This window comes from Bacillus sp. FSL K6-0073 (assembly GCF_038006085.1).
In the GTDB taxonomy this organism is placed as follows: Bacteria; Bacillota; Bacilli; order Bacillales; family Bacillaceae_G; genus Bacillus_A; species Bacillus_A cereus.
This window is the reverse complement of record NZ_JBBOUN010000002.1, coordinates 525,679-543,690: the sequence shown is the minus strand read 5'-3', so window position 1 is coordinate 543,690 and position 18,012 is coordinate 525,679. Positions and strand designations below refer to the sequence as shown.

Genomic DNA, 18,012 nt, shown 5'->3' with positions numbered 1-18,012 from the left:
GATTGCTCTTTGAAAACTGAAGATATGGGGTTGGTTGCAGAAAAACGTTGCAACCGTAAAATCTTCAACGTTCTATCGCCCCATGCTTACCGAAGTTGCGAAAACCAAGCTAAAGTAGGGAGTGTGGTGCGTTAACGTACAAGATACTTATGTTCTCACCGTAGGGACTACGGGTAGAGCCTGCTAAGAAAACCGGTGGATACACCGGTTTTCGCAGGAATCTCCCACTTCAAAAAGTCCGTAAGGGCGTTAAGTGGTGAGTAGTTCAATATTGAATAATAACTTAGTAGAGAAATCTATCAAAATTCAAGCAACATCCAGTAAATCTTTAAAATACTGCCCCAATTTTATGTTGTTCTATCTTTACATCTGATTCTTTCATGTTATTTGATTGTAATTGGTTTCCATAAAGATAACGCAAATATCCAATTCGGGTCCCCATTTCCTTGATGACTTTGAACCGCTTCATACACTGTCCCTTGATGTTCAACTTTATCGCCCTTTGTATATGCCTTCTTTGGATCCCATTTCTCATAAGATACATTTTGATCTTTTGTTTTTACCAGAAGAATTTCACTTTGAATTGATGTATTTCCAGCTGCATCTACAGCCTTCACTGCATATTTGTATTCCTTATTAACTGTTAAGTTTTGATCAGTAAACGTCGTTCCTTGTACCGTTTGAATCAATTGTCCATCGCGTAATACCTGATATTCTTTTACACCTACATTATCTGTAGAAGGATTCCATTTTAGCTCTACACTGTTAGAAGTAAGGTTGCTTGCATATAATCCTTGTGGCTGTGTTGGAGATTCTGTGTCCGGTTTCGGATTAACAATTTGATTTACTTTCTTCAGACCTTCCTTTGTAACTTCGTACATGGCTTTTTTTCCAAAGCTCTCTTGTTTACTATTATCTACATTTGTGAGAGTAGCTCTATGCACACCTTCTAAATGTGTCAGCTCAATATAATCTCCTACTTTGACTGAAACTTTTTGTGATTCAGCATTTTGTTGTTTGTTCCCATAAATGTCTTTATTGTACATTACTTTACCTGATGCATTTTGTACTTTAATACTCGCATATGTTTCATTAAAATAATGATGTGGTACGCCTGCTTTTAAATCAATTTGCATTTCTTCTGTTGATTTATTGAAATTGATTTTTGCAAACTCGAAATCACTAATTCCTTTTAGTGACCATGCAAACTGGTTTCCTTCTAAAATATTATTTACATTAGGCATATCTGGTTTAATTGGATTAGAATCCGTACCCTTCCAAATCTCTACTGTTAAAATCGGATATCCTAATGCAGCTACTTTTTGAATTGTATCGTTATTTGGACGTAATCCCCACTTCTCAAAGAAAGGAATTAAATTTTGTTTGGCTACTTTTGATGCTGAAATCATAAATAGTTGTTTTTTATTTTCATCAGTTTGTGGAAGTTCACTTGAAGGCATGTCTCTATACAATTGATGTAATTTAGGATAGAAATCCTCTCCATACGCTAACTGTAATTGCCAAAGCATAACAAGCTTTACAAAAACATCGCTAATTTCATCATAATTTTTATTCACTTGTTCTAGATATTGAAATGCTTTTGGATAAATTCCACTTTTCTCTAAGTTGGATGGTTGATTAAATGCTTTTTCTACAGAAAGGCTGTATATATTATTTTGTACTTCTGTCATATTATAAAACTTCCAGGGCGATTGTTGTCTCAAATGTCCTGCCTCATGCCAAGGGCCCCAGCCATCTGTTATAAATTTATTAATATCTAACACGTATTGGATTGCATCTCCTACATATGCTGTTCGATAAGAAGTTGCATACATATAATAATCAGGAGAATGATTTTCTTCTACGTAATGAACATAATGTTTATCTACTTGTTCTTCAGATAATCCAGCTACTTTGTCTTGAATTCGAGTAGCTTCATCCATCTTTTTTAAGAGTTGTACAGGATCTGTATTAGAACCCAACAAATATTTCTTAACACGTGCAGGGCTAGCCGTAATTAATACACGTTCTCCTTTTAACTCTACTGCATGTGCATTAGGATACTGGTCCAGCATGTTTATTAAATCTTGTTTCGTATGCTTTCCTAGTTCAAAGAAAGGCGTAGTCGTTCCACCTGTTGTAATTGTTGTTCGAATGCTACCACCTTGTTGTTTATTATAAAAATAAATCATCCCCCCATTTGGAGATTGGATTGTGTTTATACCAGGTTTTAATGTAAATGATTTTATCTTAGAATCTTCTCTCCAAGAAGCATCATACGAATACGTTCCAATATACACCTGAATATCTTGATTACCTTCTACATTAATCGTTATTTGTTCATTTGGCTTTGCATATAAACCAGTTGGTTCATATGGACTAAATGCCATACTTTTTCTTTCCTGTTGTTTCAGTACCTCAACATCCCCTTTTCCTGGGACTGTAAATGTTCTATTTTCTGATTTAACTGATTTTTCACTTTGCAGTGATGTCGATAAATTTTTTTGCTGCTGCGTTTCCTCTGCAAAGACATCTGATGAAGAAATCATTCCAGTCGCAAGCATAGTTACTGTAGCAGTAGCTGCAAGTATTTTTCTAGTTTTATGTTTTGAATTATTCCTCATATTATCTCCCTCATTTTTCCTTAGTACTCTTAAGGATTTTTTGTTTTCTTCTTCATGTTTTTACAATCTAAACTATTCATACTATTTAAGTTGTGTCTATTACTCTATATTTATATATATATATCTCCTTTTCTTTATGTATTATTGTATATAAATGTTATTTGATGACACATTAAATAACAACTTTACGATAAACTCATCGATAACAGCCTATTATGTTTTGATTCTGTATTCTAAACTTCCATCCAATTGGAGAAATATATCCAAATGGAGAAATAAGTAAATAAATTTCAACATTTAAGGGTTGGAATCTCACAAAAAATTCATAAAACTTTTTTCACTTTAAAGGTTTAAACAATTACGACCACATTTTTTTGAAATAAAAAGCATCTAATTCTATTTGAATTAGATGCTTACATTTAGTCCTTAACCCTAACAATCTAAACTATTTATGCGTTTGTAGATCTTTTTTTATTACATCCCAGAGTGAATTATCTTGACGCATCGGTTTACCCTCTTCATCCCATTTTAATTTTCCTGTTCCCAATTCATAATTCATCCCTGTCCATGTGTCTTCACGGAATGCATAGAATGATTTATGCCATCCTTTTTGGTTAAAGATAGAAATAAGATCTTGCATGTATTGGGTAGCACCTGGAACAGTACGGTTAATTCCAAACTCCTCTGCGATAATTCGATTAGATGGTACATGATTTATCTTAGACCTAGGAAACTTTTACGTATAATTTACCTATAGTCCTAAAATTTCTACAATCTGACGAGCTTTAGTATTATCAATATAATAATGCATCTCTAGTCCTTTTCTTTCTGCACGGAGTACGATTCCTCTTAACTTTGCTAAGTGTTGTGAAACAGTGGATTGTGGAAGTTTTAATATTTCTGTTAACTGTGTAACATTGCACATTTTATGATGTATTAATTCACTTATGATTTTTAATCGAACCGGATGCGCCATTACCTTCAATACATCTACATCTTCTTCACGGATTTTAGCTAGATCATTATTAGATATTACTGTTAACATTTCGCATTCTCCTTTATTATTAATTTCTACTTTCCTATTATCCTTATAAGTAATACTTATAGATAATTACAATTTTTCCTGTTGAGAAAATACATTCTACTCAATACAAAAAGACACCTATTCCGAAAACAGTTTTTTACCGTTCCAATGAATTGGTGTCTTATAATTTTTTACCAGACTCTTTTTATTCATATCATAATCTCTACATAACTTTGAATAATGTTTTCTAAGCAAAAACAATACTTCCACTCCTCGTTTCAAGAAAAATTTAATTGAAATATTTACTTTCTCATATTGCTAAACCTATAAGAACCCTCTACTCATCTCACCTTTTACATCATATATTATTTATTTCTCAACATAAAAACATGGAATAAAAATTCCAATAATGGTAATATAATGGTACCTTCAGTTGTTAACTGTCATCCCTTTTTTTAATCCCTGTCTTTAAAGACAGGGATTTTAAATTTCCTTAACTAAAACTGTCTATTAATTATTAGCCTAAAACTTCAATAAGCTGCCATTATAGTAGAGAGAGGCTTTCATATTTATTCATTCCACTTTCATGCAAACATGCTATTTTCCGACTCACTTCAATCACATCACGTTTGCTTGAATTGTTAATGAGAGAACTATAAATCAAATATAATTTGGTTATCATAATTAACTTATTTTTCTGAATTTTATTGAAAAATAAATATAATACAATTAAACGAACTGGATACTTTGCTATAATGGTAATATATAACATTAGTAGGCTTTTATAGGATGGGGGAATATATAATGATGGTTTCAGCTAAGGGGATTAATGAAATTACAAAGCTATTAAACGATTGGTATCTTGAAATCCGCTCAAGGCGTATAGGTAATGCACATCAATTAAAAGAAATAATTGATTCTAAGATGCATAATATTGAAGTGGATCAAGATTTAATACTCTACTACTCACTACTAGATTTTAGATACCAATTTGTAATTGATAATTTAAGCGTTTCAAAAAGCAGTTTTGACAAAGTTGAGGCTTTTGATATGCCTACAGACAATTTCTTAGCTTATTATTATCACTTTTTCAAAGGGATTCATGCCTCTACTATTGGCAAATACCAAATCGCAAAGGAGAGTTATGAAAAAGCAGAAAAACTTTTAGACTGCATTCCTGATGAATTGGAAAAAGCGGAATTTTATTATAAAGTTGGAGCTTTCCATTATGACATATATCAAGGGCTATTATCTTATAAAAAAGTATCAGAGGCAAGAGAAATCTTTGCTCAACATGCTGGGTATGAGATCAATGTAGCATTCTGTGATAATCTTATAGGCTTAGCTTGTACTCATTTGAGAGAATGGGAACTCGCTGAAGAATATTTCACGAAAGCAATGGATATGTTCCAAAAAATAGACGAAGAACAATTTATTTTAATGGTGCGTCAAAATTTAGGGTTAATGTATGCTACTCAAAATCTTTCGCCATTAGCCATTAGATATCTTTCAGAAGTAAATCAAAAAATGCCTAACAATTATAAGGCTCTTTTTATTGAGGCAAGGGAACACATGAAGGAAGGAAATCACTCCGTTGCCAAAGATCTCATAGCAAAAGGATATTCCGTTTGTCAAGAGATTGAAAATATAGAGTATCTACACCATTTTAAAATATTAGATGCAATGAATGGAGGTTTTCCTGCCGAAGCACTTGAAATGACAGTGTTAAAAGGCGTATCATATTTTAAAGAGCAAGAACTTTTCGAATTCATTAAGGAATACGAAGAATATCTTGCTACTGCATTTTATAAAGAGAATAACCATATTAAAGCAAGTCATTATTTCTATTCATGTTCTCAAGCAGGAAAAAAAGTTATTGAGAAGGAGGCATTAAAATGAAAAAGACAATTCTCGGTTTAGTTGGTGTAATTACTATTTTTACTTTAATGTTTGGTGCCCAATCCCCTACAGAAACACATAAAGCTATTGATGTTATTCAATATGCTCATGGAAATCATGGTGGTTAAGATCTTAATTTAGCGAGGATAAAATCATACAATATGCTCGCGGCCATACTAGCCTAAATAAACAAAGGTCTTCACTTCATTGTGAGGGCTTTTATTTTTATTAATAATAAAAAAAGAATCCTTAGTAAAAGGATTCACTCCAGGAAAATATATAGAATGAGATACATCAATAAAAAGAATTGACTATATTATAATATGAAAATAAACGAAATATATTGAGAAACATAAAATAAGATTGAATATTCTTTCTTTTTAACATAAAATCAATATGAGTCAAGTGACAACATCTCTCTAACTCTTCTAAAAGAATCCTTTATGACATGGTGATTCTTTTGCTTTAGACAAATTATTCTTATTTTAACATTTGTAAAAAAACTTTTCTTACCCAACTACTCAACAAATATAAGTAAGGATTTAATTTTATGAATATTTTTATGATCTAAGCAACAGGTAATAGCCTTCAATATTTGTTGGATGTTATTATCAGAAAATAAATATCCTAAAAAATAAAAAGATGCTCTATCAATACTGTAAGAAGATTTGCTGCTAAACATGCATTTTTTCATTGTACCTTTTATAATCTGAGCTTTTTAACACTAAAGAATTAAGTATAGATTTATAGCCATGAATTCTTCTATTTGTACATATAATATTCTTTATATCTCTCAAAATTTGTTTTTTTTGTTCGTGTTGATGTTATGGGTGATTTTAATGATTTAGATACTGCTACCTGCTTTGGTGTTTGTAATGTGCCCCGTTTCTTAAGTTCTCTATACAAACTACTCACATTGCACCTCAGATTTTTTGCAATAGTTGGATATTCCTCTCCTTGATTAAATAATTGTACTGCTTTTTTACATTTTATGTCCCATTTTTCTTCTGACGTTTGAAATTTTTGAGTTTGTTTTTTAACTCTATTTTTTTCTAAATTAATACCCTCTCTTTCTATTTTACATCGCTTGGAAGAATACTGTTCTGCGTCTGCCTTACGCCCGGAATGCTCCTCCTGTAAACGTAACATTTGTACTTTTTTCGCAATTTCTCTCAAGTTAAAGTCACCTCATTTCGTTTAATAAATTCTACCAGTACTTGATCACCCTATTGTCTGTATCCCCCAATCATCGTTTATAAACAAGCTATAAATACTCAAATTCCCCTTATAATAGTTTTCAATCTAATATTTACGGAAAATTATAATCAATTCTATCTTTACATAATTGGAAACTATAGTAAATTGATAATGTTGACACAGAATATTCTAAACTTTAATTCCAACTATACAAATCAGTAAACTAAATATTTTCTTTGCTTAAAAAGTCAAAAATATCGTTTTCGCATAGCAAAACAAAATACTTTATCTATTGTAGCTATGGCACAAAGAAAAAGAATGCACATGTACTGCACTCTTTTTTAGTAACTCCTATATCAATTTTTCACCACAGTCAGCTCCTCCATTATTAGAAGGACTAAACTTTAAGCTTGTGAATTTATCATTCTGCAGTACATCATCTTTTGCAGCTATATTTAACAACACTCTTTCTATCATCCTATTTCGATGTAGAATTAAATACCTAATACTCCGACAATCTGACATGCCTTGGAATTCACAATATGATAATACATCTCTAATCCTCTTCTTTCTGAGCGAAGAATTTTTCCACGCATTTTAGATAAATGCTGAGATACGGTAGATTGAGGCACATCTAATAGCTCTGTTAACTGTGTTACATTACAAATTTTGTGGCGTTCTAGCTCTTTCACAATTTGTAATCTAACTGGATGGGCCATGATTTTTAATAGTTCTATATCCGCCTCTGGAATTTTGTACATTTCATTACTTACTTGCATTGTTGTCATTTTTTATTTCTCCTTTTTTAACTCTTTTTATTTTTTATCTATTTATAGGTATTTTGTGTTTATTCGAGCATATTGTTCATAATCGCTGTATTGTTTATTCTTTTGTCTCTCTCAGATTTAATATATAGAAGTATTATGATAGCTAAAAATCCAACAAAAGATAGCATAGGTATCGAGATGAAACCGAATAAATTTAAGTAATCTTTTGTGCAAGAAACTCCTACTGAACAAATCTGCATCTCACTATTAGGAAACGCTTGAATTGTAATTTGATATACAGATAACATTAAACCGATACACGCAAATGGAAATGCATACGTGCTTACGTGCGAATCTTTTCTATATATCCCTACCCCCAATATTAATACTAATGGATACATGGCCATTCTTTGGTACCAGCACAAATCACATGGCGGCAGCTTCATCCATTCACTAAAAAACAAACTAATTAACATTGCACTAGTAGCTATCGTCCAAGCAATTACAATGTGATACTTTTGAATGATCAACATCTTATTTTCGCCTCACCTATTTTTTAAAATACAAAACATTTGCTAATATATGACTAGTTTATTTCCGTGTTTCGAGTACCCTGTTTTAATAGAAAGTATCCAATCATTGATATCTTCCCAGTCGTATCCCCTCTCATTTAATTCTAGAGGGAAAAGATTTTCAAAATCACCACGCATTTCGTACATGGTTTCTAATGCTTTTTCTAGCAGACCAAATCTATATACCATGTGTGTATGTACTTTTTTGTTTTTCTTTTCTGCTACAACTAAATATACATACCGTCTTTCTTTCGCTAAAACAAACTTTAAAAATCCAGGTACTTGACTCACCTTTCACACTCCTTTTCGGTTTTCCTTACCAAACTTAAAAGAATATGAGTAAGGAAAACTATTTAGCTTTAATTACTAATTTAATAAATGTCCCGTTTTTTTGCTTTGAAAATACAAGAAAACGCTCATCATCACAATATTTATTACACCAGCTGCAGCACCAATTTTTGAGATAACATACACATATTCATTATTACTAACTGGCAATAGACTCGCGAAAATAAATAAAATTGAAATGATAAAGGATAAGAGCATATTTCTTTTGTTTTCATTCATTCAAAAAACCTCCATTTTGCACAAATATTTGTATTGCAATGGGTTAGGGGTTAATCTGCATCATTACGGTTATAATGCCGGTTCTTTTCATCTACAAAGCCTTTAATGCTCCATACACCAACCTTTGATTCTTTTGCTTCGTTTTCTGCTTCTTTCATTTCAGATAGAAATGTAGTATTAGGTCTAGAAATATAGGCTATAATCCCATAACCCGACTTGACCATTAATTCGTTGATGTGTATTCCATCGCAAAATACATAAGCCAATTTCCTACGGTATTTGTCTTCTTTTGGTCCCCGATCATAAACAAATGTTACACTTTTCCCTTCTAGCTGTTTCTTTAAAAAGGAAGATGCTTCTTTTCCCATCTTTTGTGGTGGAATTTTTTGAGATACAGACTCAGGGGTATCTAATAACAGTAACCTTACCGTCTGTCTCTGCCCCTTTACGTTTACGTCTATTGTATCTCCGTCTTTTATATGTAATACCTTCCCTTTAACGGTCTCTAAGTCTTTTAATTTCCCCTTATAATCCCTGGAATATCAACAATAGCTTTCCCTTCTACGTGCTGTTGTATTCCGTTTTGTACTGCTTGGGCAGGTCTCGAATCATTTTTTGTTTGCGTCGAATTGCTACATGCTGTCATTTGAAATACAAATAATGTTATACAAATAGCCTTAATTCATATTTTCATATCGGAATTTCTTCCTCCTAATCAAAATACGTAAATAGCTACATCTAATAAACAAACGGACTCTCTATTGTATTTACTTCTCGATAATTACAACATAGGCAAAACTGTATCCATTTTGGAGAATCATTATAAAGTGCTCTAAATGAGCGTTTCTTACAATTCGGACATATTGACACTATGTTTTTTCATTCTCTTCCTGACTTTTCAATTTTTCAAAAGAAACATTAGTAGATGCTATATTACTGGTACACAATATATATCCCCCTTTTGAGTCTTGAAATCTTAAAAATACATAAAAAAGGACACACCTACGGCATATTTATGCGTAGGTGTGTCCTTTTGCAAGATAGTTTTAGAAGTATTTTGTTACTTTTATCATATCATATTTCGCGTTAGTTTTATATATGAATTTTCCACAGTATTAAAATATTTTTTGGGAAGATAAATTGTCTGATCTAATTTTTTAGTTTTTTAGGGACTATTTTTTCAGTTCTGTCGTGAAGATGAATATAGATCGTGAAACAATAGACAAAGTTAATTTTGATAACTTCCTATATAAAAACCTTCCTACCGCTGTTAGCGATTATTGACAACATCCTGCTTTAGCAAAATAAATGAAAAAGACCACCACCACTAAGGCCGTTTTTATTTCTTATTCAATTTCCTTCCATTTCGTCCAACGCATGCGCCTTCAAATATAAATACACAGTTATTTCTTCTTTCGCCATCCCTCTATCGGCACACATGCCGTCTAACAGGATCCATTCGGAATCCCCTACGAATTCCCGAAACCGTTTCTTATCTTCCTCGACTACCAACATCATCGTTAACTCTTCCATACTTGTTAACACACGTTTCCGTCCTAATTCATCGATATAAAATACAGATATTATTTTATCCAATCGGTACACTTTAAATTGAAACGTCTGCTTTCCTCGTTTTACTTCGATAGGATACCACTTCAACTTTTCGTAACCTGGCATAGATAATTCGTATAAACCTAACGGTATATTATTATCTAACAGTTGAGTGCTTGTCATATTTTGGCTCCTTTTTCGTTATGTAATAATTACAAAACTAAGTTTACCAGAGTACCGTTAAGTCACCTTTAAGCTTAAGGATTGTAGCTTACGTTTATTCTAAGTCAATAATATTGTTAAATTTAAATATTTTTGTTGCGAAAAGCGTAGAATATTATCTCGTAAATTAGACCCAAAGTTTTAAAGTCTGTACGGATTTTGCAGGTGTCTGTCGAACAAAAATTCCGAATACCTTCCCCGCCCCTAAAGAAAAAAGCCGGTATTATTTTACCGACTATATTTTAAACGGTTTTTATTTTCACACACACATTTTTTTACAAATTCAGAAATTCATTTGAGGAATAAGCTCTGTTAAATAACAATTTTAATTAATTTCTTCATTCGGTTTAGCTCTTAGACTCAAGGACTGATAAATGAGCCTCAAGTTTACCTAAATTCGTATGTAACTTTCTACATTTGATTACTTTATAGTAATGCGGGTACTGGGCCCAAATAAGCTTTAATGTTGGAAAATTATCGAAGATATGGTTAAAATGGTTACATATACTAAGAGTTTAGAAGAGTTAGATATCCCACCGGCTGTTGTAACTACTGACATTTTGAAAGAGAAAAAGTTTCCTTTATACAAACGGTTCGATCGTAGAGGCAGTTCGAGTTAGTGTATCTGTACCGAGAGTGTTTGTCCCAGAAAAAACAAATGACCACTTATTAGAAGATACTGAATTAATTGAACACATTCCTGTATCGGTTGTAAAATATTTAGAGGTTGATATTGTAATCGCAGTTGATGTAACTCTGATTAAAGTGAATGGAGAGATTACATCTATTTATGGTGTAATTATGCAACACGAACTTGTTATAAATCGGTAAATAGCAGCAAATTTAATGGTGCGCCAGCAGTAGAACAATTTAGTTCGCCTGCTTTTACACATATTAAGGCCAGGCATTATTTGGGTCTGAGAAGTGGAAGGAGAAATATCATGTTTAAGCGTTTTCAGTTTATATATACAATTTTAATAGGGATTATATTAGCGTTACTACTTGTTTATGTGCGTTTACCATATTATGTGACAAAGCCAGGTATGGCTGCGAAATTAGATCCATACATTCAAGTGGTTGATGGAAAGAAGGCGTCTGGTGATTTTATGGTTGTCACTGTCGCGATGAAACCTGCAAATATGGTAAGCTTAATAGCCGCACAGTTTAATACATATACACACGTTTTAAAAACGGAAGAAATTTTGCAAAAAAGTGAGAGTGATGAAGAATATAAATTCCGCCAAAGGTATGCAATGAAAGATTCGCAAAATGCAGCAATTTATAATGCTTATAAACGTGCAAATCGCACTGTTTCTTTTGAAAATAAAGGTGTATTGGTTACTGGTGTAGCGAAAGGGATGCCGTCAGAAGGAATGCTTAAACTTGGAGATGTCATCGTAGCTGTCGACGGAAAAACATTTGAAAAGACGGAGGAATTTATTGAATATATGACAGGGAAAAAAGAAGGAGATACAGTAAATATTGAGTACAAGAGAAATGGAAAACAGTTAAAAGAAAATCTAAATTTAAAAACCATTCCGAATGGAAATGGACGTGTTGGTATAGGTGTATCTATCGTTACGGAAAGAGAATTAGTGGTAGATCCAAAAGTGAAGATTGATTCTCATGAAATAGGCGGACCATCGGCAGGCCTAATGTTTACATTAGAAATATATAATCAACTTGTAGAAGATGATTTAACAAAAGGACATGAAATAGCTGGAACAGGTACGATTAATGAAAAGGGAGAAGTTGGCCAGATTGGTGGTATTCAGCAAAAAGTGGTCGCTGCAAGTGATGCTGGTGCTGAAGTGTTCTTTGCACCAAATGAAAAAGGTGCGGAGAAATCGAATTATAAAGACGCACTTGAGGCTGCGAAAGATATTAAAACAAAAATGAAAATTGTACCAGTGGATACGCTGGATGATGCGTTAATGTATTTGGAAAAAATGCGTGAGAAAAAGTAAACCTCTCTAAAAAAGAGAGGTTTTTTTTATAAAGATTCTTTATTTATTACTTCATAATGCAATAAGTTGTTAGTTTTCGAACTCTTTTAGGGATACCGCTACATCGCTGTCAAGCTAACAAAACAAAATACCCCCTAAAATGAAAAATACCCTATTCTTTCTGTAGAATCATAGGTGGTCTGACCCCATTTGGTGAGACAAAAAAAACACCTAAATAACATGTTTCCTATAAGCTATAGGTGACATATTATCTAATTTTCTCTGAATCCGTTCATTATTATAGTAGTGGATGTATTCATCCACAGTTTGTATTACACTAACATTATTCGATTGTTTTATATTTTGCTCATAGAATCCTTCGGATTTCAAATGAGAATGAAAAGATTCTATGAGGGCATTATCATGGCAGTTTCCTGTACGAGACATGCTTGTGATAATATCTTTTTCTTTGGCATATGTTTGAAATTGTTTTGATGTATACACTTTTCCTTGATCCGAATGTAAAATCGTATCAATCACATTTCGCTTTCTTAAAGCCTTTTTAGAGTATCTAATATAAGAGAAACATCCTGTGTCTCAGCTATTTTATAACTTACAATTTCATTGTTAACCCCTTCTATAATAGATGAAAAATAAAGAGTCTTATTGCCGAACATCAAATACGTGATATCAGTGAACCATTTTTCATGAACCAGTGGTAGCTTTAAATCTCCGTTATATTCTATTTTTAGCTACCACTGGTTCATGACCGAGCACAAATATCTTTTTCTTTTTTCTAACACGAGATAATACGTTATATTTCTCATGATACGTAATACTTTTTTATGATTCATTACGATGTTAAATTGATCACGTAGACAAGCTGTAACCCGACGATATCCATACCGATATTTATGATGTTGACATATTTCTATTACGGTTTTTTCTTCATGATTAGTTACTGTTCTCTCCTGCTTTTTCCAACGATAATAAATAGCACGTGAAATATTAAATATGGAACACAGTTCTGCAATTGTAAAAATTGATTGCCATTTCTTTATCATTTTCATTATTTCTTCTTTTCCTCCCACCTCCTTAAGATTTCTTGGCACTTTTCTAGCAATATAATTTTTGCCTTTAAATAACGTATTTCTAATTCTTTTTGTTCAAGTTCTGTTAACCTTTTTAAGCCTTTTCCATGTGCAGATTGTCTTCCAATAGATTGTTCAAACCGATAGGTTTCGCCTTCACGATACCATTTCATCCAAGTTTTAATTTGAGCCACATGTCTAATTCCTAAGGCATCCATAATTTCTTTATTTTTGAATCCTTGGTGTTTCATTTCAACTACTTTCCACTTTATTTCGGCGGGATAATGCGCCTTTTTCCCCATACGAAAAACCCCTCCATTAAAATCATAACTGATACTTACGATTTAGAGAGGTGTTTTTTATCGTCCCATTCTCAGGGTTCACTCCAAATAGGAAAGGATGGCGTTTTTGTATGTCTACTTCTGTATCTGATGAATTACAACTATTCGCTCAAGAAATTCAAAGCTTCTTATTTCCAAATATCTTACGAGATTTTGCTAGAGGTATTGGTTTTGTTCAACGAACCAGTAAGTACCAAGCAAAAAATCTAGTCGCTTTATGTGTATGGATGAACCAAAATGTCGCTAAGACGTCTTTAACTTAGTTATCTAGCTGTTTGAAGCATCAACAGAAGTACTCATCAGTCCTGAAGGACTGAATCAAAGATTTAATCAAGCAGCCGTCCAATTTTCACAACACATACTAGCTGAACTACTAAACCAAAAATTGGCCTCATCTATACCGATTTATTCTCCATATACTTCTATTTTCATAGCGTATCCGTATTTTAGATTTAACCGCATTTCAACTCCCAAATCCTTTTTCATTCGTTATGCAGCTATACAACAGGAATAAAGATTCATACACCCAAGAGCTATCAAAGATTCTCATTTGTCTGTTTAACCTCCTACAGCAAAATGGGCGAAAATCTCATCGATATGAGAAGAAAACAGTCTTTGATATTTTAGGTATCGTTTACAATTTTACCATGTCTGATAATCAAGCGGCTTAATTCAAAAAAGGAAACCCATTAGGGTCTATTTCGTAAGCAAATCTTTAAATTCCCTACATGTATCCTCTAGAAAAAAAGAAATAACCTCTACTAAAGTGACGTTGTATGAGCTTAGCTTGATAGTGATGTGGCGGTACCCGATATTAAAATAAATGACTATCAGAGTGTTGGGAAACCCAAAGTATTTCCCAACACTCTGATTTATTTTGGTATACCTATTCTATCCAATGGATAATATTGAAATTTAACTTCTCCTATAATGGATTCCTTAGAAACAAATCCAAAAGAACGACTATCCTTACTAATTATACGATTATCCCCTAATACAAATAATGATCCTTCAGGTACTTTTGTTTCACCAGTTAATTCTTGTAGAGTGAAGTCACCTGTACGCATACCAGATGAATTATTATCTCCCTTAATTCCCTCCAAATAAGGTTGTTCTATTTCTTTTCCATTAATATATAGTACTTCGTCTTTCATTTCAATACTATCCCCAGGTAGACCAATAACCCTTTTAATATAATACTCATTTGCATCCGGTGCGTCGAATACTACAATATCAAATCGTTGTAAATATGATAATTTACTTACCATAACTTTATCTTTATTTTCAAAAGTAGGTAACATTGATTCTCCAATTACGTTCATAGGTGAGAATAAAAATTGACGCACAATAAAAGCTATGATTAATGCCAATGCTAATGATTTAATCCAAGAATAGATCTCATTTCCCACATTCTCTTTCATATATTTCCCATCCCCTTATTTGTAAATAATATTAATATTTCACAACTTTATTTCTTACTTTTTAGAAAATGAAGTCATTTTTATGGAAGTGAAGAATTTTTATATTAAGATTATATCCTACAAATTTTATCGCATTAATCGCTTCGATAATTTTAAAAATAGATATAAAATTAACACTGAGTAAATAAATACCCAAATAAAAGGAAAAAGAGAAAGTTCTAAGATACTTTTACCACTCCAATGAATCAGTGTCGTTTGTGTGCTCACTGCAGGGGGAATGACCCAAACTATATTCTTAAAGGTGGAAGGTAAAAGATCATAAATCCCTATTGCTCCTATTGAAGTCATTACGGTAATTGCTAACCCTCCATAAGAATTCACAGGATTATCTACTATCCACTTACTAAATAAGCTCGCAACACTAATACCTAATGTTGCTAAAGCAATATGATTTACTAAAGAAACTAAGCCAACAATTATAGTTACAGGTTCATTGAACATATTAAAAATAATTGGATATAGAAATGCAAAAACAGCAAGTACAATTGAAATAAGCCATACTGAAATTAATTTAGAAATATAGTAACGATTACTACTTTTGATATGTAGAGTCATTATTTGTTTCTGAACAGGTGAATCAAGGGATAAAAAACTTACACAAATCCAAGAAGATATAATATATAAAATCAATGCAGTTATTGCATAACTACTAATGACTGGGTTAGGTTTGTATGTATAATTAACAACAATTAATATGAAGAAAGTTGAAATAGGTGGAAAATATTTATGGGAACGGATATAATCTTGTAAACTATATTTAATAAATTCTTTCAAAACAATCTCTCCTTTTATATTATGTATAGATCATATTTAGTACAAAATAAAAATACATAGAATTGTAATAACACAGATTTACATGGAGAGACAAACATGATAGTACCAAATGCTTGTCATTACAGCGTCCCTAGTGTGTGAGTCATGCTTGTAGAAATTCCATATCCGACTGATATTGCACTGCATTTTTATTTTACAGAAAACATAGGTCATTATTAGTAAAAGGTTATTCAAAAAAATTAAAAGGAAGACGCTTCATACATCTCGCTCATTATTAATCTTCCTATCGAAGTCTATAGTTGATACACTATTAATACTTCCTTTTAATTGAAGGATTCTTGATAGTATGACATCACTATTTTTTAAATGAACGTAAAGTAACAAATTATTATCCTTCTTTTCCATAGAAATGACTTCATGCCATTGCTTAACATGGGAATCATCTATTTGTTTTACCTCCAATAACTTAATCTTTTCTTGTTCTATTTTTACAGAATTCACCTTAGAAATAAGACCATTATTTAAATCATAAGTCTTTTCTACTAAGCTCTCAAAAATATTAGATTCATGGTATGTCAATAAAATGGTAGTACCCTGTTCTTTTAATTCCTTTAATACTGTCAATAACTCTTGCTGTGCATGTAAATCAAGGCCAGAAATAGGCTCGTCTAAAATTAATAGTTCAGGAATTTGCAAAATAGCCTGAATTATTCCCACCTTTTGGATGTTACCTTTTGACAAATTCATAATCCATTGATTATTTAATTCCTTAAGTTGAAAACGATTTAGTAAATAAGAAATTCTTTTTGTTAAATATTCTTTAGAGAGGCCATCAATTTTTCCTACATAATTTAAATATTCACTTGGTGTAAAACGAAGAAGTTTAGAGAATCTTTCTGGTACATATCCAACCCTAATACTTTTTTTAGGGTAAATAACTTTTCCTGAACTAGGTCGTTCTAGACCAGCTATAATCCGTAATATGGTGCTTTTACCAGTACCATTTCCTCCTAAAATTGCAATGATTTCCCCCTCATCGATTGTCAGCGAAATATCACGTAGTACGTTTTTATTTGTGTACACTTTACTAATATTCTTAAGTTCAACAAGTTTCCCCATAAAATACCCCTTTCTTAATAAATAACGATGATTTGTTAATATGTATTAGATTCTAACGATAAGTTCCTCGAAAGTAATGACGGTTACATTGTCCGGTAATATTGAATTTGCACAAGCAGCCAAACTATAACTGGAATCAAAATGATATAACTTAAATGATAAATTTGGACTTAAAATATTATCATTTTCCATACATAAGATAGAAGATCCATTTATCCTTATCGTAAAAGAATTTAATGGACAGTTTAATCCAGTACCAATACATTTAATATAACTTTCCTTTAAAGTCCATAAATTGAAAAAGTACTTTGTCCTCATGGGTTCAGGCAAAATGATAAGATCTTCATACTCAGTTTGGCTAAAATAACTTTTAACAAGATCCAGGTTTACCTTATCCATTTGTTCAATGTCCACTCCTACTTCTTGATTACCAAATATACAAACTACCCAGTCTTTAGAATGGGATATATTAAATGAGAACGGAAAACCCAAATCGATTTCTGGCTTTTCATATTTATTAAAGGAAATCGTAATTTGATCATTAGGAATAAGGAATTTATCCCATATAAATACACGAACTAATAAATCACCAAGTAGACTTCTATATGCATCTCTCTTATTAAAATATCTACTTAATTTTTCTTTTTTACTAGCTGAAACACAATTAACCAATTTTTCATAATCAGCATCTACTATTTCCTCTGGCACCTTTATTGCATGAATTTGCGACATTAAACCACTCCAATTCAATGAAAACTAACAGTTTCCATAAAATGAAACATTCATCAGTAGGCTTTACCTCCTACTGATGTTATTCACTCCTCTAATGATATAGTC

15 protein-coding genes and 6 pseudogenes are annotated in these 18,012 nt (G+C 32.1%); 6 read left to right on the top strand and 15 right to left on the bottom strand.

Annotated features, from left to right (window positions below; translation table 11 throughout):
- Positions 1 to 383: 383 nt before the first annotated feature.
- The 3 genes and pseudogenes from MHB52_RS30395 to MHB52_RS30385 form a co-directional block, all read right to left on the bottom strand.
- The gene (locus MHB52_RS30395) at positions 384 to 2,624 is read right to left on the bottom strand and encodes a M60 family metallopeptidase (RefSeq protein ID WP_227593332.1); all 2,241 of its coding nucleotides are present in this window, start codon (positions 2,622 to 2,624) and stop codon (positions 384 to 386) included.
- A 445-nt stretch (positions 2,625 to 3,069) separates the two neighbouring features.
- Positions 3,070 to 3,348, bottom strand: a pseudogene (locus tag MHB52_RS30390) (glycoside hydrolase family 5 protein); the annotation flags it as partial.
- 27 nt (positions 3,349 to 3,375) lie between these two features.
- Positions 3,376 to 3,669, bottom strand: coding sequence for an ArsR/SmtB family transcription factor (locus MHB52_RS30385; protein ID WP_000958631.1), 294 nt, complete (start codon positions 3,667 to 3,669; stop codon positions 3,376 to 3,378).
- Between the two features lie 783 nt (positions 3,670 to 4,452).
- On the opposite strand from MHB52_RS30385, the gene MHB52_RS30380 reads away from it, so the two are divergent.
- Positions 4,453 to 5,547, top strand: coding sequence for a Rap family tetratricopeptide repeat protein (locus tag MHB52_RS30380; RefSeq protein WP_047387458.1), 1,095 nt, complete (start codon positions 4,453 to 4,455; stop codon positions 5,545 to 5,547).
- A complete protein-coding gene (locus MHB52_RS30375) occupies positions 5,544 to 5,675 on the top strand; it encodes a hypothetical protein (RefSeq protein ID WP_000751016.1) in 132 nt (43 codons plus the stop codon). Before MHB52_RS30380 ends, MHB52_RS30375 begins: the two co-directional genes overlap by 4 nt.
- A 634-nt stretch (positions 5,676 to 6,309) precedes the next feature.
- Here the strand turns inward: MHB52_RS30375 and MHB52_RS30370 are convergent.
- The 7 genes and pseudogenes from MHB52_RS30370 to MHB52_RS30335 form a co-directional block, all read right to left on the bottom strand.
- Positions 6,310 to 6,723, bottom strand: coding sequence for a hypothetical protein (locus tag MHB52_RS30370; protein ID WP_061663133.1), 414 nt, complete (start codon positions 6,721 to 6,723; stop codon positions 6,310 to 6,312).
- A 515-nt stretch (positions 6,724 to 7,238) separates the two neighbouring features.
- The gene (locus MHB52_RS30365; RefSeq protein WP_000210393.1) at positions 7,239 to 7,532 is read right to left on the bottom strand and encodes an ArsR/SmtB family transcription factor; all 294 of its coding nucleotides are present in this window, start codon (positions 7,530 to 7,532) and stop codon (positions 7,239 to 7,241) included.
- 59 nt (positions 7,533 to 7,591) lie between these two features.
- Positions 7,592 to 8,044: a disulfide oxidoreductase gene (locus tag MHB52_RS30360; RefSeq protein ID WP_000905546.1), complete on the bottom strand. Its 453-nt coding sequence runs from the start codon at positions 8,042 to 8,044 to the stop codon at positions 7,592 to 7,594.
- A 42-nt stretch (positions 8,045 to 8,086) separates the two neighbouring features.
- Positions 8,087 to 8,374, bottom strand: a complete 288-nt coding sequence (locus tag MHB52_RS30355; protein ID WP_061663134.1) for a hypothetical protein — start codon at positions 8,372 to 8,374, stop codon at positions 8,087 to 8,089.
- A 75-nt stretch (positions 8,375 to 8,449) separates the two neighbouring features.
- Positions 8,450 to 8,650 (bottom strand): hypothetical protein, encoded by a 201-nt coding sequence (locus MHB52_RS30350; protein ID WP_061663135.1) that lies wholly within the window; start codon positions 8,648 to 8,650, stop codon positions 8,450 to 8,452.
- Between the two features lie 50 nt (positions 8,651 to 8,700).
- Positions 8,701 to 9,296: pseudogene (locus tag MHB52_RS30345) on the bottom strand (thermonuclease family protein).
- Positions 9,297 to 10,000: 704 nt separating this feature from the next.
- Positions 10,001 to 10,384, bottom strand: coding sequence for a hypothetical protein (locus tag MHB52_RS30335; RefSeq protein WP_253703314.1), 384 nt, complete (start codon positions 10,382 to 10,384; stop codon positions 10,001 to 10,003).
- Positions 10,385 to 10,893: 509 nt separating this feature from the next.
- Between MHB52_RS30335 and MHB52_RS30330 the strand changes: the two are divergent.
- Together MHB52_RS30330 and MHB52_RS30325 are read left to right on the top strand one after the other, a co-directional pair.
- Positions 10,894 to 11,322 (top strand): annotated as a pseudogene (locus MHB52_RS30330) (patatin family protein); the annotation flags it as partial.
- Between the two features lie 42 nt (positions 11,323 to 11,364).
- Positions 11,365 to 12,390, top strand: coding sequence for a SepM family pheromone-processing serine protease (locus MHB52_RS30325; protein ID WP_061663137.1), 1,026 nt, complete (start codon positions 11,365 to 11,367; stop codon positions 12,388 to 12,390).
- A gap of 210 nt (positions 12,391 to 12,600) precedes the next feature.
- Here MHB52_RS30325 and MHB52_RS30320 read toward each other — a convergent pair.
- Positions 12,601 to 13,762 (bottom strand): annotated as a pseudogene (locus MHB52_RS30320) (IS3 family transposase).
- Between the two features lie 110 nt (positions 13,763 to 13,872).
- On the opposite strand from MHB52_RS30320, the pseudogene MHB52_RS30315 reads away from it, so the two are divergent.
- Both MHB52_RS30315 and MHB52_RS36905 read left to right on the top strand, forming a co-directional pair.
- Positions 13,873 to 14,292: pseudogene (locus tag MHB52_RS30315) on the top strand (IS4 family transposase); the annotation flags it as partial.
- Between the two features lie 6 nt (positions 14,293 to 14,298).
- Positions 14,299 to 14,472, top strand: a pseudogene (locus MHB52_RS36905) (IS4 family transposase); the annotation flags it as partial.
- Between the two features lie 201 nt (positions 14,473 to 14,673).
- Here MHB52_RS36905 and lepB read toward each other — a convergent pair.
- From lepB to MHB52_RS30295, 4 genes are all read right to left on the bottom strand, one after another.
- Entirely contained in the window at positions 14,674 to 15,222 is a 549-nt protein-coding gene (gene lepB, locus MHB52_RS30310) for a signal peptidase I (RefSeq protein ID WP_061663204.1), read from the bottom strand.
- Positions 15,223 to 15,348: 126 nt separating this feature from the next.
- A complete protein-coding gene (locus MHB52_RS30305) occupies positions 15,349 to 16,056 on the bottom strand; it encodes a hypothetical protein (RefSeq protein ID WP_061663203.1) in 708 nt (235 codons plus the stop codon).
- 255 nt (positions 16,057 to 16,311) lie between these two features.
- Positions 16,312 to 17,175, bottom strand: a complete 864-nt coding sequence (locus tag MHB52_RS30300) for an ABC transporter ATP-binding protein (protein ID WP_061663202.1) — start codon at positions 17,173 to 17,175, stop codon at positions 16,312 to 16,314.
- Between the two features lie 45 nt (positions 17,176 to 17,220).
- A complete protein-coding gene (locus MHB52_RS30295) occupies positions 17,221 to 17,907 on the bottom strand; it encodes a 4'-phosphopantetheinyl transferase family protein (RefSeq protein ID WP_061663201.1) in 687 nt (228 codons plus the stop codon).
- Between the last annotated feature and the right edge of the window lie 105 nt (positions 17,908 to 18,012).

What these genes read in the sequence shown, in the direction of transcription:
- MHB52_RS30395 (WP_227593332.1), bottom strand. Translation starts at nt 2,624, where the DNA reads ATGAGGAATAATTCAAAACATAAAACTAGAAAAATACTTGCAGCTACT.
- MHB52_RS30385 (WP_000958631.1), bottom strand. Translation starts at nt 3,669, where the DNA reads ATGTTAACAGTAATATCTAATAATGATCTAGCTAAAATCCGTGAAGAA.
- MHB52_RS30380 (WP_047387458.1), top strand. Translation starts at nt 4,453, where the DNA reads ATGATGGTTTCAGCTAAGGGGATTAATGAAATTACAAAGCTATTAAAC.
- MHB52_RS30375 (WP_000751016.1), top strand. Translation starts at nt 5,544, where the DNA reads ATGAAAAAGACAATTCTCGGTTTAGTTGGTGTAATTACTATTTTTACT.
- MHB52_RS30365 (WP_000210393.1), bottom strand. Translation starts at nt 7,532, where the DNA reads ATGACAACAATGCAAGTAAGTAATGAAATGTACAAAATTCCAGAGGCG.
- MHB52_RS30360 (WP_000905546.1), bottom strand. Translation starts at nt 8,044, where the DNA reads ATGTTGATCATTCAAAAGTATCACATTGTAATTGCTTGGACGATAGCT.
- MHB52_RS30350 (WP_061663135.1), bottom strand. Translation starts at nt 8,650, where the DNA reads ATGAATGAAAACAAAAGAAATATGCTCTTATCCTTTATCATTTCAATT.
- MHB52_RS30335 (WP_253703314.1), bottom strand. Translation starts at nt 10,384, where the DNA reads ATGACAAGCACTCAACTGTTAGATAATAATATACCGTTAGGTTTATAC.
- MHB52_RS30325 (WP_061663137.1), top strand. Translation starts at nt 11,365, where the DNA reads ATGTTTAAGCGTTTTCAGTTTATATATACAATTTTAATAGGGATTATA.
- lepB (WP_061663204.1), bottom strand. Translation starts at nt 15,222, where the DNA reads ATGAAAGAGAATGTGGGAAATGAGATCTATTCTTGGATTAAATCATTA.
- MHB52_RS30300 (WP_061663202.1), bottom strand. Translation starts at nt 17,175, where the DNA reads ATGGGGAAACTTGTTGAACTTAAGAATATTAGTAAAGTGTACACAAAT.
- MHB52_RS30295 (WP_061663201.1), bottom strand. Translation starts at nt 17,907, where the DNA reads ATGTCGCAAATTCATGCAATAAAGGTGCCAGAGGAAATAGTAGATGCT.